Source organism: Gilliamella sp. B3783, assembly GCF_026536125.1.
Classification (GTDB): domain Bacteria; phylum Pseudomonadota; class Gammaproteobacteria; order Enterobacterales; family Orbaceae; genus Gilliamella.
In genome coordinates, this window is the sequence record NZ_JAFNOU010000008.1 from 44,372 (window position 1) to 60,611 (window position 16,240).

The window sequence follows — 16,240 nt, forward strand, 5'->3', positions numbered from 1 at the left end:
AATTCAGTTAGATAATAAGTAACTCTTTCGCATTGGCTAACGTTGCATCAGTGATTTTATCACCGCCTAATAATCGAGCGAGTTCATTTACACGGCCATTATTATCTAATTTTTGCATGTCGGTTGAAGTCTGTTTTCCCTTTGTTTGCTTAGTAACAAAATAGTGTTGATTAGCCTGTCCGGCGACTTGTGGTAAATGTGTAACAGTTATCACTTGTGTTGACTCGCCAAGTTGCCTTAATAATTGACCCACTTTAGCCGCAGTCGGTCCACTAATCCCAACGTCAATTTCATCAAATATTAGCGCAGGTGTTTCCATTTTTTGTGCAGTTAAAACCTGAATAGCAAGTGCGATACGTGATAACTCCCCGCCTGATGCTACTTTAGCTAAAGGTTGTGCTTGTTGCCCTGCATTTGTCGTCACTAAAAAAGTGACTAAGTCCGCACCATCTTCAGTTAAACGATTTTCGTCATAAGCAATTTCAATGCTTAATTGTCCATTTGGCATAGATAACTCATGCATCAATGCTGTTACTTTTTTAGCTAGGGTTTTACTTACAGTTAATCGTTTTTGATGTAACTTTTCTGCAAGTTCAATGGCGATTTGATGATACTTTTTAATATCCGCTTTTAGTTGTTCACTTTGTTCATCTTGTTGGTTAATTTGTTTGAATTCGGCCAATAACTGTTGGTGTAATTCTGGTAGTGCTTCAGGCGCCACATGATGTTTGCGAGCCAACGCTATTTGTTTTGATAGGCGTTGTTCGAGTTGCATAACCCGAGCTGGATCAAGATCTAGATTTTCACTGTAATGACGCAGTTCATAGCTTGCTTCTTTAATCTGAATGGAAGCCTCTTCTAACATGGTATAAATATTATTTAGCGTCGGATCGAGTTCAGTTAACTGCTGAACGCTATTTTTGACACTACTGAGTAGATTGCTCACATTGTAATCATCGGCTTCGTCTAATAGCATAACTGATTGTTGACTTAGATTTATCAGTTGCTCGCTATTAGATAATCGTTTGTATTCTTCGTCTATTTGTTGGTATTCACCTTCAATTGGCGAAAACTCATTTAACTCTTTAAGTTGATATTGTAACAGTTGCATATGAGCATCACGTTCTTGCCGTGATGTTTCATATTGTTGATAAGCTTGTCGAGCGACTTTCCATTGTTTGTGAGCTTGTTGCATTTGTGCAAGTAATATTGGCTCGTTCATATAATGATTTAATAGAAGCTGTTGATAGTCACTACGTAGCAAACGTTGATGTTCATGCTGTCCATGAATTTGAATTAACATTTGCCCTAAATCTTTTAATTGTGAAATAGGAACAGTTCGTCCGTTTATAAATGCTTTAGAACGGCCATCTTGGTTAATTACTCTTCGTAATATACATTCATTACCTTCATCAAGTTGATTTTCAGTAAGCCAATTAAAGGCGGCTGGTGTATCATCAAGTACAAAACAAGCAGAAATATCAACACGTTCTGCACCATAGCGAATAGATGAAGCATCAGAACGATTACCTAAACACAACCCTAAAGCATCAATAGCAATAGATTTACCGGCACCTGTTTCACCCGTTATTGCTGTCATACCTAAGGTAAAGTCGACCAGTAGCTGATCAACAATAGCAAAATTATTAATAGTTAATTGCGTTATCATAATAATGAATACATAAGACTAGTTATAATGTAGGCAGTATAACAGTAAAAACACTGTAAATAAATACAGTTTTTTGGTGAAATAAAGACGTGTAATTAATTCGTTAAACAATAATGTGTGCTAAGCTTTATTTTAATTGCTTTTGGGCTGTTTATGTTATTAATAATGCAATTTGGTAAAAAGTAAATGATTATTAATTAGTGGGATAAAATAGATAAAAAGCCATGAATAGTTGTCTATTTATGGCTTTAAAGTGATCTATTTAAAATAGTGAACTCATAACTTCATAAATTAACTGTAGGTTGAGTAGAACCAGTGCAATAGCTGCTAACCATCCTAATATGATAGTTAATTTGCAATTAACAAATTCGCCCATGATTTTTTTGTTGGAAGTGACTAACAATAAAGGAACCATTGATATCGGTAAGGCGATACTGAGAAATACTTGAGTATAGATTAATAAATTTTCAACAATGCTCTCTTTTTCACCCCATATATAGATGCATAAAATAACAGGGGCGACCGCTAAACCTCGGCTTATCATTCTACGAGCCCAAAGAGGAATAGATAGATTAATAAAACCCTCCATTACTATTTGTCCGGTAAGTGTGCCTGTTATTGTGGCGTTTTGACCTGATGCAAGTAAAGCAACAGCAAATAATGTTGCCATTATTGAACTGGCGACAGGTCCAACCATTTGCGGATTTTTTAAAGCGTCATAAAGCTGAGTAAAGCGACCAAGATTGTCAGGATCATTACCATAAAAAAGCGAAGCGCCAAGAATTAATAACAGACAATTGATAATAAATGAAAAAGATAATTGTATGTTAGAGTCAATAGTTGCATATTTGATAGCATTTTTTAGGCTAGATGTTTTTGTTCTATTATATTTTCGGGTTTGGACAATAGATGAATGTAGATATAAATTATGTGGCATGACCGTTGCGCCAACAATACCTAGTGCAATTACTAATGCTGAGTCATGGCCTTTAATGGATTGGGTAAAAATATCTATTTTAGGAATAAATCCATTAATTATGTCACTAAATTGAGGCGAGGCCCGTAAAACTTCGTAAGAAAAAATAATAAATATAGTGGCAATTAAGCAAAATACGATAGCTTCTATTTTTCTAAATCCAAACCGTATTAATATTAATAAAATGACAACATCGAAGACTGTTAATAACACACCGATCAATAGCGGGATATCAAATAAAAGGTTTAATGCGACAGCGCTACCAATCACTTCTGCTATTTCTGTAGCGATAATCGCCAGTTCAGTTGATATCCATAAACAAAAAGAAAATTTTTTGCCTACCATCGATTTTGTTGCTTGAGCAAGATCCATACCAGTGACTATGCCTATTTTGACGCACATCGCTTGCAAAAGCATAGCAATTAAACTCGATATTAATATGACTGACAGTAACAGATAACTATAAAGGGCGCCACCTTGTATAGAGGTGATCCAGTTACCCGGATCCATATAACCGACAGCAACTAATGCGCCGGGTCCCGAAAAAGCCCAGAGTTTTCGAAAAAAACCAGACTGAGGATCCGGAATTTGGACTGTATTATTGATTTCTTCAAGGCTTATTGTCGACGTTTTTAACATAACTAAGATCTCTACAGTAAAGTGTATGTTTTTATTATATTGATAATGAGAATCATTATCAAATAAAAATAACCTTTCATTCCATTAAGCCAGTTATCTATAGTATATAAATACTCGATTTAGCTCACAATGCATATTTTTATATTCGAATAATTTTTATTAATAACTAATATAATCCCTTTAATATATTTTTTAAATGCTTATCACTCTTATTGTAAGATTGATTTATATTTTATTAATTATCAAATAGTTGCATTAAATTTTAGTGGGTTAATTTTATGCAGGTTTATAAGATTTCTCTCTTTTGTTGAAGAATGTTTGCCAACTAACTAAATTTTATTTTTTCGTGGATTAATGTGTAATATAATTTAAAAACATATTAACAATAATATTAGGAATTAATCTAAATGTTTGGAAATAAAACAAATCGGCAAATTATTATTTGGACCACACTTATTGGTGGGTTTATTAGTGCATTAGTAAAATGGGGATCTGAAGTCAATATGCCGCCTCGCGTTCCTGGCGAAATTTCACCACCAGCAGCACATATTGATGCATGGCTTGGCTGGCTAGGTATTAACTCTCACTCTCTCGATTATGTCTATCAAACTGCAATAGTATCTGGAGCGGTGACACTTTACCATTGGTTATTTAGTTTTGCGTTTGCCTTTGTGTATGTTTTTATCGCTTATTTTTGGAATAATATTCGTTTATGGTATGGTGCGTTTTACGGCATTATTATTACCGTTGCCATGCATGGATTTTTAATTCCATTACTCGGTTTTCGTCATCCTGCTTATGATCCAGAAGGAACGGTGGGTTGGTTATGGAATTTAAATCGTTATGAACTTTGGAGTGAAATTTTAGGTCACATCTATTGGGGCGTATCAATTGAAATTTGTATGATTGCCGTACTTGCTCATTTTTCAAGACCAATTCGTGGTGAATGGCGTAAGTAATTAGATAAAATAATAAAAAACCAATCCCGCTATTGTGCTAAATAGCGGGATTTTTTTTGCTAAAATTAAATTTGTTATAGTTAAAAACTATATTAACCAATAAAAAAGTAGAATTATTCAATAACATTTTTTTTTGTTATCTTTTTAACCACTAAAGAAATGTGATTAAGATGAAAAGGAAACAAAAAATGAATACTGCTGTTATTGGTTATCCTCGTGTTGGTAAACTTCGTGAACTTAAGTTTGCAACTGAAGCTTATTTTAAAGGTAATAAAACCCAAGCTGAATTATTAAACGAAGCAAAAGCGCTTCGTGCAGAGCACTTAAAACAACAACGTGCACAAAACATTGCTTATATATCATCTAATGACTTTTCATTTTATGATGCGGTTTTAGATACCGCTTGTTTACTTAATGTGATTCCAAAACGTTATCAAGATTTAGGTTTGCCTGAGCTTGATCGCTATTTTGCGATGGCGCGTGGCTATCAAGGTGACAAAGGCGATGTGCGAGCTTTAGCAATGAAAAAATGGTTCAATACCAATTATCATTATTTAGTGCCTGAAATTGAAGATTCAGTGCAAATTAAATTAGCTGGCAACAAACCATTTGATGAGTATCAAGAAGCAAAAGCGCTCGGTATTCAAACTAAACCCGTTGTAGTTGGTCCATTAACCTTTTTTAAATTGGCCCAATATTTAGGTAATAAAAAAATCACTGACTTTAAAGCTGATATTATTAAAGCTTATCAAGATATTATTCAAAAATTTACGGCATTAGGTGCAGAGTGGATTCAAATTGATGAGCCAATTTTAGTCACTGATCTTAATCACGATGATATCGCTTTATTTACTGAGCTTTATCAAGCAATCTTATCTGTCAAAGGTGCGACTAAAGTGGTTCTACAAACCTATTTTGGTGATGTACGTGATTGTTATAAAGAGTTAGTTGCTCTGCCATTCGATGGTATTGGTCTTGATTTTGTTGAAGGAAAACAATCACTAGCATTACTTGAAGCTAATGGTTTTCCAGCGAATAAAGTGTTATTTGCAGGTGTTGTTAATGGTAAAAACATCTGGAAAAATAATTATCAAAAAACGTTAGCTTTACTTGGTAAGATTAAACAAAAAGCGGCTAACATCGTTATTAATACTTCATGCTCATTATTACATGTACCTTATACGTTGCAGAATGAAACCAAACTAACCATTCAACAACGTGCTTACTTTGCTTTTGCTCAAGAAAAACTACAAGAACTCGCAGAGTTAGGTCAATTATTTAAAGAAGCTAATCCTGAAAATAGTGCAGCTTATAAAGCAAATCAAACATTATTTACCCGTGAACGTGAAGGGGCAAATCATTCTGTACGTGAAAAAGTGGCTGCGTTAAAAGCGTCTGATTTTACCCGTTTACCGGAATTTTCAGTACGTGAGGCAGCACAGAAGAAAGCCTTTAATTTACCACTATTGCCAACCACGACTATTGGTTCTTTCCCACAAACACCCGATGTGCGCGTAAATCGTGCAAAATTCAAAAAAGGTGAAATTTGTTTGAATGAATATACTGAGTTTAATAAGCAAAAAATTGCAGAATGTATCAAGCTTCAAGAAAAAATTGGTATTGATGTATTAGTTCACGGTGAATTTGAACGTAATGACATGGTGGAGTATTTTGGTGAAAGCTTAAATGGCTTTGTCTTTACCGAAAAAGCATGGGTTCAATCTTATGGTACTCGTTGTGTTAAGCCACCAATTGTATGGGGTGATATTTCACGTTCTAAACCGATTACGGTTGAATATTCAAAATATGCGCAAAGTCTTACTGATAAACCTGTTAAAGGTATGTTGACAGGACCTGTGACAATTCTTAACTGGTCATTCCCACGTGAAGATATTTCACAAAAAGAATCAGTATTCCAAATTGCGTTAGCCATAGGTGATGAAGTATTAGATCTTGAAGCTGCTGGTATTAAAATCATTCAAATTGATGAGGCCGCACTTAAAGAAAAATTACCATTACGTAAAGCGGATTGGAACAGTGAATACCTTGATTGGGCAATTCCATCATTTAGATTAGTACACAGCAAAGTGCAAGCCGATACACAAATTCATACCCATATGTGTTATAGCGAATTTGCAGATATTATTAAAGATATTGATGCAATGGATGCCGATGTGATTTCGTTTGAAGCTTCACGCTCAAATCTACAATTGATTGATGTACTTAAAGCTAATAACTTTAAAACAGAAGTTGGGCCGGGTGTCTATGATATCCATTCACCACGTGTTCCGCCTGTTGCTGAAATTAAAACAACCATTGAAAAATTACTTGCAAAAATTGACAAGCAAAAACTTTGGATCAATCCAGATTGTGGCTTAAAAACTCGAGGTGAAAAAGAAGTGGTTGAAAGCTTAGAGCATTTAGTTCAAGCAACCTTAGAAGTTCGAAAAACACTTAATTAATACTCTGTTTGCCAAGTAAGGTCTCTTGGTTATACCTCAGATTCCGCCACCTTTTTTGGTGGCGGAAATGTCAGTAAGGACAATCGTTGTCACACGAATGGATGAAACAGATGAAAACAAATTTACTTTTTAATAAAAAAACGGTGTTCTCTTTTGAAGTTTTTCCACCCAAAAAAACATCACCATTAGAGACTATCTATAGCACATTACGTGAACTTGGCTATTTTAAGCCTGATTTTATCAGTGTTACATATGGAGCAGGCGGTAGTTTAAATGGTCAAACCACCATTGATATTGCACATTCAGTTAAACACACTTATGGTATTGAAAGTGTTGCCCATTTACCGGGTATTAATTTTGATAAAGCTGAGATGAGTAAAATTTTACATGAGCTAAAATGTGCAGGTATTGACAATGTTTTAGCGTTGCGTGGTGATATTAGTCCGAATGTACAACCCAAAAATGATTTTCGTTTTGCCAGCGAATTAGTATCGTTCATTAAAGAAAATGGGGATTTTAATATTATTGGCGCATGCTATCCAGAGGGACATCTTGAAGCTGCTACCCTTAAACAAGATCTGATTCATTTAAAAGAGAAGGTGAATGCAGGTACCGATCAGTTAATCTCACAGCTCTTTTTTGATAATGACTATTTCTATGCGTTTTTAGATAAAGCGCGTGATATGGGGATTAACGTACCAATTGAAGCAGGCATTATGCCGGTAACGAATAAAAATCAAATTGAACGTATGGTTTCAATGTGTGGTGTGAATCTACCGAAGAAGTTTAAACAGATGATGGAAAAATATGAACATCATCCTGATGCATTCCGTGATGCTGGTATTGCTTATGCTATCGATCAGATTGTGGATTTAGTTTCACAAAATGTTGACGGTATTCATTTATATACTATGAACAATAGTTATATCGCTAGAAGAATCAGTGAAGCGGTATCAACGTTATTAGCAGTGCCAAAATCGGCTTAGAAAAGATAGATTAGACAGAAAATTGGTTGCGGGGGCTGGATTTGAACCAACGACCTTCGGGTTATGAGCCCGACGAGCTACCAAGCTGCTCCACCCCGCGTCAAAGAGGTGAGCTATAATATAGTAATAAAATAATAAAGCAATACCTTTTTGGTTTAACTGTCCTATATTTAAACATTATTAAGTAAATATAGGCTATCTCTTTACATAAATACACCTGTAATCTGAAATTTATTCGCAACATAAGTTGCATTTTTAATTTATTATCTGTTTTTATTGTTAGAATATTTGCACAATTAATTAAATAATAGGATGAATTATGTCTAATCAATATCATGGATCATGTTTATGTGGAAAGGTTAAATTAACGGTACCTTTTAAAAATACCCAATTTAGTGCTTGTCATTGTCATACTTGCCTTAAATGGGGTGCGGGGCCATTTATGACATTAATGTATGATGGACAAATAGCAGTTGAAGGGCAAGAAAACATTAGTGTTTATAATTCATCTCAATGGGCAGAAAGAGCATTTTGTCAAGTATGTGGTACTCATCTTTATTATTATATGAAAGATACACAACACTATTATCTTGCGACGTGGATTTTTGAAGATATTAACGATCTACAATTTACTACTGAAGTATTTATTGACAAAAAACCAACTTGCTATGCGTTTGCTAATCCTACCCATAAATTGACAGAGGCTGATATCTTAGCCATGGCTGCGGCTAATAAATAGTACAAAAAGTTAATTGTTAACGTAATTATCGATCATCAATAATTAGCCAATAAAACGCATTATTATGGTGTGGTTTTATTGGTTAATTTGACGATAAACTTATTTTTAAAAAGTGATGCTAAAACATGAAACCAGTTGGAAAAAAGAAAATGATTTTCTTTTTTAGCCCAGATCATTACTTGTCACAATGGTATCCTTGTCGTTTTGTTATTGATGATATTGAGTTTACCAGTACCGAACAATGGATGATGTATGCCAAGGCAATGTTATTTCAAGATTTGGATTGTGCTAATGCTATTTTAGCAACGTCTTCTGCCAAAATGCAGAAAAATCTGGGTAAAAAGGTAACTAATTTTGATGATAATATTTGGAATATTCATAAAAAAGAGATAGTTTTTAAAGGGAATTTAGCTAAGTTTTCGCAAAATGCTGAGCTCAAAACCTATTTATTATCGACCAAAGGTAAAGTATTAGCAGAGGCAAGTCCGTACGATAAAATTTGGGGAATAGGTTTAAGTATGGATGATGAGATGCGCTTTAATATGACTAAATGGCGAGGTCAAAACTTATTGGGTGAAGTTTTAATGCAAGTTAGAGAAGCATTAAAAACATCAAAGCTTTAATGTTTTTTATTTGGTATTAAGCTCGTTATTGCAATAAACACAATTATTCACTGACAATTAAATGCTCTTGAATACCTAATTGGGCAATGCCTAAACGAACCTTTTGTCCCGCTTTCAAAAAGATTGGTTTAGGTTTAATACCAAGACCAACGCCAGCGGGTGTACCGGTTGCGATAATATCACCGGCTTGTAAACTCATAAACTGGCTGACATAACTTATGATCTGTTTAACATTAAAAATCATGTTGCTGGTATGACTGTGTTGATAGCGTTTGCCATCGACTTCTAACCATAATTCAAGATTTTGTGGATCTTTAATTTCGTCAGCGGTGACTAGCCAAGGTCCAATAGGGCCAAAACTATCGCAACCTTTACCTTTGTCCCAAGTTCCACCACGATTTTTTTGATAATCACGTTCAGAAACATCATTCACCACGCAATAACCAGCAATATAAGTTAATGCATCTTGCTCTTGAATATATTTGCCTTCTTTGCCTATGATGATTCCTAGCTCTACTTCCCAATCGGTATGGGTTGAGCCTCGGGGTAATACAATATTATCATTAGCACCACTAATGGCACTGGTCCATTTATTGAAAATAACTGGTTCGTTAGGAATTGGCGCGCCAGTTTCTTTTGCATGATCGATATAGTTCAAACCAATACAGATAAATTTACCGACTTTACCAACACAAGGGGCAATACGTTCAGGACGATTAACTATTGGTAGCGTATCAATATCCATTTGGCTAATTTTTGTTAGCACATTATCGGCTAATGTTTGTGCATCAATATCGGCAATTACCGCACTGAGATCGCGCAGTTGATCTTTATCATCTAAGATGGCTGGTTTCTCATTTCCTTTCAAACCATAACGCAGTAATCGCATATTACTCTCCCTATCATTTTACAGGCTGATTTTGCCCGAAACTTATTGGTACAGTGCTTGTAATGGTATAACGGTTTTTGCCGGATCGCAATCGAGTGCAGCGGTGGTGGCATAGGCTGCATTCATCGTTGTATCGTAGTGTACTTTATATTGTATTGCACTTCGACGCAGGATTTTTGATGCTTCAATGGCTGCGCGTCCCGAAGTGGTATTAAGAATATAACTATATTCACCATTTTTAATGTGGTCATGAATATTGGGTCGACCTTCGTTTTCTTTTTTAACGATTTGACAAGCAATACCGGCTTGTTGCAATATTTTAGCTGTGCCGATGGTGGCATCAATTGTAAAGCCATGCGCAACAAGTCGCTTAGCCACTTGGAGTAGGCGAGTTTTATCTTGATCACGAACTGATAAGAGCGCTTTCCCCGATTTTTTCATATTCGATAAACTACCCAACTGTGCTTTAGCAAAGGCTTCGGCAAAGGTTTTACCAATTCCCATTACTTCACCTGTGGATCGCATTTCAGGCCCTAAAATGGGGTCAACGCCGCTAAATTTATTAAACGGTAATACCACCTCTTTAACTGAGTAATAAGACGGGATGATTTCTTTCGTAATATGTTGTTCAGCAAGTGATTGTCCTGTCATTACTCTAGCTGCAATTTTTGCTAAGGGCAAACCAGTCGCTTTCGATACAAATGGTACTGTACGTGCGGCTCGAGGATTGATTTCGATCAGATACACATCATTATTTTTAATCGCAAATTGACCGTTCATCAAACCTTTAACATGAAGTTCCTGTGCTAATTGTTTGGCTTGCTTGCGTAATTTATCTAAAATTTCTGGACTGAGAGTATACGTTGGTAATGAACAAGCAGAATCCCCCGAGTGAATGCCGGCTTGTTCAATATGTTCCATAATGCCACCAATGACAATTTGTTCACCGTCGGCAATCACATCAATATCAACTTCAATGGCATCATCTAGGAAGTGATCAAGTAATACCGGTGCATTATTCGATTCACTGACCGCAGTTTTAAAATAACGCCGTAGATCTTGTTCGTTATAAACAATTTCCATTGCTCGTCCACCTAAAACATAAGATGGTCGAACCACTAAGGGATAACCAATCTGTTCGGCCTTAATCACCGCATCTTCAATATCGGTAACAGTAGCATTAACGGGCTGTTTTAATGTTAATTTTTCAACAATAGCTTGAAAGCGTTTTCGGTCTTCCGCTTTATCGATCGAATCCGGTGAGGTACCAATAATCGGTACGCCAGCCGCTTCAAGCGCACGAGCCAGTTTTAAAGGTGTCTGTCCGCCATACTGCACAATAACCCCATTTGGTTTTTCTACATAAGCAATTTCTAATACATCTTCAAGCGTGACAGGCTCAAAATAGAGTCGATCTGAAGTGTCATAATCGGTTGATACCGTTTCGGGATTGCAATTCACCATAATGGTTTCATAGCCATCTTCACGTAGCGCCAGCGCTGCATGCACGCAACAGTAATCAAACTCAATTCCTTGCCCAATTCGATTCGGTCCACCACCTAATATCATGATTTTAGGACGACTAAATTGCGGCTTAGCTTCGCACTCTTGCTCATAAGTTGAGTAAAGATAGGCGGTGTCGGTTGCAAACTCAGCGGCACAAGTATCAACGCGTTTATAAACCGGATGAATATCGTATTGGTTTCGTCGATCACGAACGTCTTGTTCTTTAACATTCAACAGTTTAGCAATACGTAAATCTGAAAAACCTTTACGCTTAAGTTGCCATAATGATTCTGAATTAAGGCTAGCTAATGATTGTGATTTTAGTTGGTTTTCAAGGCGAATAAGTTCTTCAATCTGCACTAAAAACCAGCGATCGATATTTGTTAGTGTGAAGATTTCATCTAAACTAAAGCCTGCTCGAAAAGCATCTGCGATATACCAAATGCGTTCAGCTCCCGCTTCTTGCAGTTCATACCGTATTTTGCTGAGATTTTTTTCATCATCATAATTTTCAATTTTCGGATCAAAACCACACGCACCGACTTCAAGTCCTCGTAGTGCCTTTTGTAATGATTCTTGAAAAGTTCGACCAATAGCCATCACTTCACCTACTGATTTCATTTGGGTGGTTAAGCGGTCATTACATCCGGCAAATTTTTCGAAGTTAAAGCGAGGTATTTTTGTCACAACATAATCGATAGACGGCTCAAATGATGCAGGTGTTTTACCGCCAGTAATGTCATTGGAAAGTTCATCAAGCGTATAACCAACCGCTAACTTAGCGGCGATTTTGGCAATAGGAAAGCCAGTTGCTTTTGATGCTAGTGCAGATGAGCGTGATACTCGTGGGTTCATTTCGATAACAATGAGTCGCCCTGTTTTAGGATCGACCGAAAATTGTACATTGGAACCGCCGGTTTCGACACCGATTTCACGCAGTACCGCAATCGAGGCATTACGCATGATTTGGTATTCTTTATCGGTCAAGGTTTGAGCCGGAGCAACAGTAATAGAGTCACCCGTATGGATGCCCATTGGATCAAAATTTTCGATCGAACAAACAATAATACAGTTATCATTTTTGTCTCGAACAACTTCCATTTCATACTCTTTCCAACCTATCAAAGATTCATCAATCAATAGTTCATTGGTGGGAGAAAGATCCAATCCTCGAACGCAAATCTCTTCAAACTCTTCGGTGTTATAGGCGATACCACCGCCAGTTCCACCCATCGTAAATGAAGGACGAATAATGCAAGGAAAGCCAACTTGTTCAAGTACGGCATAAGCCTCTTTTAATGAGTGCGCAATACCTGAACGTGCTGTATCAAGTCCAATTTTTTTCATCGCTTGGTCAAAGCGCTTACGATCTTCTGCTTTATCGATAGCATCAGCGGTGGCACCGATCATTTCAACATTAAATTGTTTTAAAATACCTTGCTTTTCAAGCGCTAAAGCGCAATTTAGTGCCGTTTGCCCGCCCATAGTTGGTAAAATAGCGTCAGGTCTTTCTTGTTCGATGATTTTGGCAACAGTTGACCAGTGAATAGGTTCTATATAGGTGGCATCAGCCATCTCTGGATCTGTCATAATGGTTGCCGGATTGGAATTGACTAAAATAACGCGGTAACCTTCTTCACGCAGGGCTTTGCAGGCTTGGGCGCCTGAATAATCAAATTCACATGCTTGACCAATAACAATTGGGCCAGCGCCAATGATTAAAATCGATTTGATATCTGTTCGCTTAGCCATATTATTGCTCCTGCTTATAAATTTTTATTAATTCAATAAAGTGATCAAAAAGTGGGGCGGCATCATGGGGGCCTGGGCTTGCTTCAGGATGGCCTTGAAAGCTAAAAGCCGGTTTTTGATTGTGATGAATACCTTGTAATGAATCATCAAATAAAGATTTATGTGTGGCGCGTAAATTGCTTGGCAAACTGGCTTCATCGACAGCAAAACCATGATTTTGCGCAGTGATCATGACGCGATTATTTTCTAAATCTTTGACAGGATGATTACCGCCATGATGCCCAAATTTCATTTTGACGGTTTTAGCACCACACGCCAGTGCTAACAGTTGATGGCCTAAGCAGATACCAAAGATAGGAATATCGGTGGTTAAAAATGCCTTAATTGCATCTATAGCATAAGTACAGGGGGCGGGATCACCAGGACCATTTGATAGGAATATGCCATCTGGGTTTAGTGCTAATACTTCAGCCGCGGGTGTTTTAGCGGGTACCACTGTTAATTTACATCCACGCTCAACTAACATACGTAAAATATTTCGTTTTACGCCAAAATCATAAGCAATAACATGCAAAGGTAGTGTGTTCTCTGCTTTCGGCATAGGATTTTCATTCTCGCTTGTCCATACACTTTGTGTCCATGTATAGCTTTTAGCGCAGGTCACCTCTTTCGCTAAATCTAACCCTGATAATCCTTTAAAATTTATTGCTTGTTGCTTGGCTGATTGAGCATTATCCAATAAGGTTTGTTTATTTGTTGCTGTTATGATTACGCCATGTTGTGCACCTTTTTCACGCAAGATTCGAGTTAAACGACGGGTGTCGATATCTGCAATAGCAATGACATTATGCTTTTTTAAATAGCTTGAAAGATCAAGCTTACTACGGTAATTGCTAGTTATTAGGGGCAAATCACGAATGATTAAACCTTTAGCATAAACTTGATTAGATTCGGCATCGGCATCATTCGTACCGACATTACCAATGTGTGGATAAGTTAAGGTAACGATTTGCTCGCAATAAGAGGGATCAGTTAGGATTTCTTGATAGCCAGTCATTGATGTATTAAAAACGACTTCGCCAACTGTTTGTCCGTCAGCGCCGATTGATTTACCAATAAATGTTGAACCATCTTGTAACATAAGGAGGGCATAAGTTTGCATAATTAAAAAGACCTTTTGAATAAAAATATATTTAAATTGAATAAAAATTCAATCTTGCTTATCTTTCCATATACAGCACTTGGCTAGTTTATTACAATATTTTAAATAAAAAAAGCATTATTATTAAAAATAACTAAATAATAATGTCTAATTTTTGAGATTTTAGTTGGGTTTTGGTATTTGTTATTGATTTTTGAAAAATTGGCTTGAAAGTGAATAATTATTCAAATAAAATTATTTGAATCATGATAACTAAAGGGGTATTGCATGCACGGGTTTTATCAGCGCCATTTCTTAAGATTACTCGATTTCACACCAGCAGAAATTAATCAATTAATTAATCTTGCTATTGAATTAAAACAGGCGAAGCACCAAGGAGTGGAAAAAAAACATTTATCAGGTAAAAATATCGCTTTAATTTTTGAAAAAGACTCTACTCGTACCCGCTGTGCATTTGAAGTTGGTGCTTACGATCAAGGTGCACAAGTGACTTATTTGGGGCCAAGCGGTAGCCAAATTGGTCATAAAGAGTCGATTGCTGATACTGCACGAGTGCTTGGTCGAATGTATGACGGTATTGAATATCGAGGTTATGGGCAAGATATTGTTGAAACCTTAGCAAAATATGCTGGTGTGCCAGTTTGGAATGGTTTAACTACCGAAGCGCATCCGACCCAAATCCTTGCTGACTTTATGACCATGCAAGAGCATATTGGAAATCGAGCTTTAAATAGTGTTAAATTTGCTTACTTGGGAGATGCGCGTAATAATATGGGCAACTCATTAATGGAAGGCGCGGCATTAATGGGAATGGAAATTCGCTTAGTTGCGCCGAAAGCTTGTCAACCTGAAGCTGAACTGGTGCAAAAATGCCAAGCGATAGCCAAAACCACTGGTGCTAAAATTATCTTAACAGAAGATGTTGCCGAAGGTGTAAAAGATGTTGATTTCCTCTATACCGATGTTTGGGTATCTATGGGTGAACCGAAAGAAGTATGGGATGAGCGAGTAAAATTATTAACTCCATACCAAGTCAACCAAAATGTGATCAAATTAACCGGCAACCCTAAAGTTAAATTTATGCATTGCCTACCAGCTTTTCATGATATGAATACGACTGTAGGAAAACAGATGGCTGCCCAATATGGTTTGAAAAATGGATTAGAAGTGACTGATGAAGTCTTTGAATCCGAGCATAGTATTGTTTTTGATGAAGCTGAAAACCGGCTACACACCATTAAAGCTGTCATGGTTGCAACCTTAACTAAAGACGAATAATATACCTATCTGGACTTAATGCTTATAAGGCATTAGCTTTTTATAATTTGCCGACTTTAGTCGGCAAAATTTTATCAATAAGAATCACGACATAATGACTAAACAAGATCGCAATAAAGATTTTAAAAAATACCTAAAACTTACCAATCCAATCCATTTTTTAGCGGTTGGGCTAGGCAGTGGTTTATCGCCTATTATGCCAGGAACCATGGGCTCATTAATGGCAATTCCGTGTTGGTTATTATTTAATGGCTTGCAACCTATTTTATACTGGGTATTGATGGTCGTTGCCTTTATATTTGGTTGTTTTTTATGTCAAAAAACATCTGATGATACGCATACTCATGATTCGGGACATATCGTTTGGGATGAATTTGTCGGCATGTGGATAACTTTATTTTTTATTCCACAAGTTTCTATTCTCTGGGTCATGATTGCTTTTGTTGCATTTAGAATATTCGATATGGCAAAACCGTGGCCTATTCGTTGGTTTGATAAGCGTGTACCAGGTGGATTTGGGATTATGGTCGATGATGTTATCGCCGCTATTTTTTCTTCTATTACTGTTTATCTATTCACTTATCTGATTAACTGCTGATT

12 protein-coding genes and 1 tRNA gene are annotated in these 16,240 nt (G+C 36.6%); 7 read left to right on the forward strand and 6 right to left on the reverse strand.

Translation table 11 applies throughout. The annotated features are described in order from the left end of the window. Positions 1-7: 7 nt before the first annotated feature. On the reverse strand, positions 8-1,669 hold the full coding sequence (gene recN, locus J3U59_RS09145; protein WP_267334003.1) for a DNA repair protein RecN: 1,662 nt from the start codon (positions 1,667-1,669) through the stop codon (positions 8-10). Between the two features lie 262 nt (positions 1,670-1,931). Next, positions 1,932-3,284 carry an Nramp family divalent metal transporter gene (locus J3U59_RS09150; RefSeq protein ID WP_267334004.1) on the reverse strand — a complete coding sequence of 451 codons (1,353 nt, stop codon included), beginning with the start codon at positions 3,282-3,284 and terminating at the stop codon, positions 1,932-1,934. 407 nt (positions 3,285-3,691) lie between these two features. On the opposite strand from J3U59_RS09150, the gene J3U59_RS09155 reads away from it, so the two are divergent. The 3 genes from J3U59_RS09155 to metF all read left to right on the forward strand — a co-directional run bounded on the left by J3U59_RS09155 (position 3,692) and on the right by metF (position 7,691). Further along, positions 3,692-4,243: a YagU family protein gene (locus tag J3U59_RS09155; protein WP_267334005.1), complete on the forward strand. Its 552-nt coding sequence runs from the start codon at positions 3,692-3,694 to the stop codon at positions 4,241-4,243. A 188-nt stretch (positions 4,244-4,431) separates the two neighbouring features. Then, complete coding sequence (gene metE, locus J3U59_RS09160; RefSeq protein ID WP_267334006.1) at positions 4,432-6,705, forward strand: 5-methyltetrahydropteroyltriglutamate--homocysteine S-methyltransferase; 2,274 nt, start codon at positions 4,432-4,434, stop codon at positions 6,703-6,705. A gap of 110 nt (positions 6,706-6,815) precedes the next feature. Beyond that, positions 6,816-7,691: a methylenetetrahydrofolate reductase [NAD(P)H] gene (metF, locus tag J3U59_RS09165; RefSeq protein ID WP_065633764.1), complete on the forward strand. Its 876-nt coding sequence runs from the start codon at positions 6,816-6,818 to the stop codon at positions 7,689-7,691. A gap of 23 nt (positions 7,692-7,714) precedes the next feature. On the opposite strand, the gene J3U59_RS09170 is transcribed toward metF, so the two are convergent. Beyond that, positions 7,715-7,791: transfer RNA gene (locus J3U59_RS09170), tRNA-Met, on the reverse strand. Positions 7,792-8,010: 219 nt separating this feature from the next. Here J3U59_RS09170 and J3U59_RS09175 point away from each other — a divergent pair. Then, positions 8,011-8,430, forward strand: coding sequence for a GFA family protein (locus J3U59_RS09175; protein WP_267334007.1), 420 nt, complete (start codon positions 8,011-8,013; stop codon positions 8,428-8,430). Between the two features lie 125 nt (positions 8,431-8,555). After that, on the forward strand, positions 8,556-9,053 hold the full coding sequence (locus J3U59_RS09180; RefSeq protein ID WP_267334008.1) for an NADAR family protein: 498 nt from the start codon (positions 8,556-8,558) through the stop codon (positions 9,051-9,053). A 43-nt stretch (positions 9,054-9,096) separates the two neighbouring features. On the opposite strand, the gene J3U59_RS09185 is transcribed toward J3U59_RS09180, so the two are convergent. Genes J3U59_RS09185 through carA form a run of 3 tightly spaced genes read right to left on the reverse strand, consistent with a single transcriptional unit; the run spans position 9,097 to position 14,362 of the window. Next, a complete protein-coding gene (locus tag J3U59_RS09185; RefSeq protein ID WP_267334009.1) occupies positions 9,097-9,942 on the reverse strand; it encodes a fumarylacetoacetate hydrolase family protein in 846 nt (281 codons plus the stop codon). Between the two features lie 42 nt (positions 9,943-9,984). After that, positions 9,985-13,200, reverse strand: a complete 3,216-nt coding sequence (gene carB, locus J3U59_RS09190) for a carbamoyl-phosphate synthase large subunit (RefSeq protein ID WP_267334010.1) — start codon at positions 13,198-13,200, stop codon at positions 9,985-9,987. 1 nt (position 13,201) lies between these two features. Further along, on the reverse strand, positions 13,202-14,362 hold the full coding sequence (carA, locus tag J3U59_RS09195) for a glutamine-hydrolyzing carbamoyl-phosphate synthase small subunit (RefSeq protein WP_267334011.1): 1,161 nt from the start codon (positions 14,360-14,362) through the stop codon (positions 13,202-13,204). A gap of 267 nt (positions 14,363-14,629) precedes the next feature. On the opposite strand from carA, the gene argF reads away from it, so the two are divergent. Further along, on the forward strand, positions 14,630-15,640 hold the full coding sequence (gene argF / locus J3U59_RS09200) for an ornithine carbamoyltransferase (RefSeq protein WP_267334012.1): 1,011 nt from the start codon (positions 14,630-14,632) through the stop codon (positions 15,638-15,640). 94 nt (positions 15,641-15,734) lie between these two features. Then, the gene (locus J3U59_RS09205) at positions 15,735-16,238 is read left to right on the forward strand and encodes a phosphatidylglycerophosphatase A (protein WP_267334013.1); all 504 of its coding nucleotides are present in this window, start codon (positions 15,735-15,737) and stop codon (positions 16,236-16,238) included. Positions 16,239-16,240: the final 2 nt, after the last annotated feature.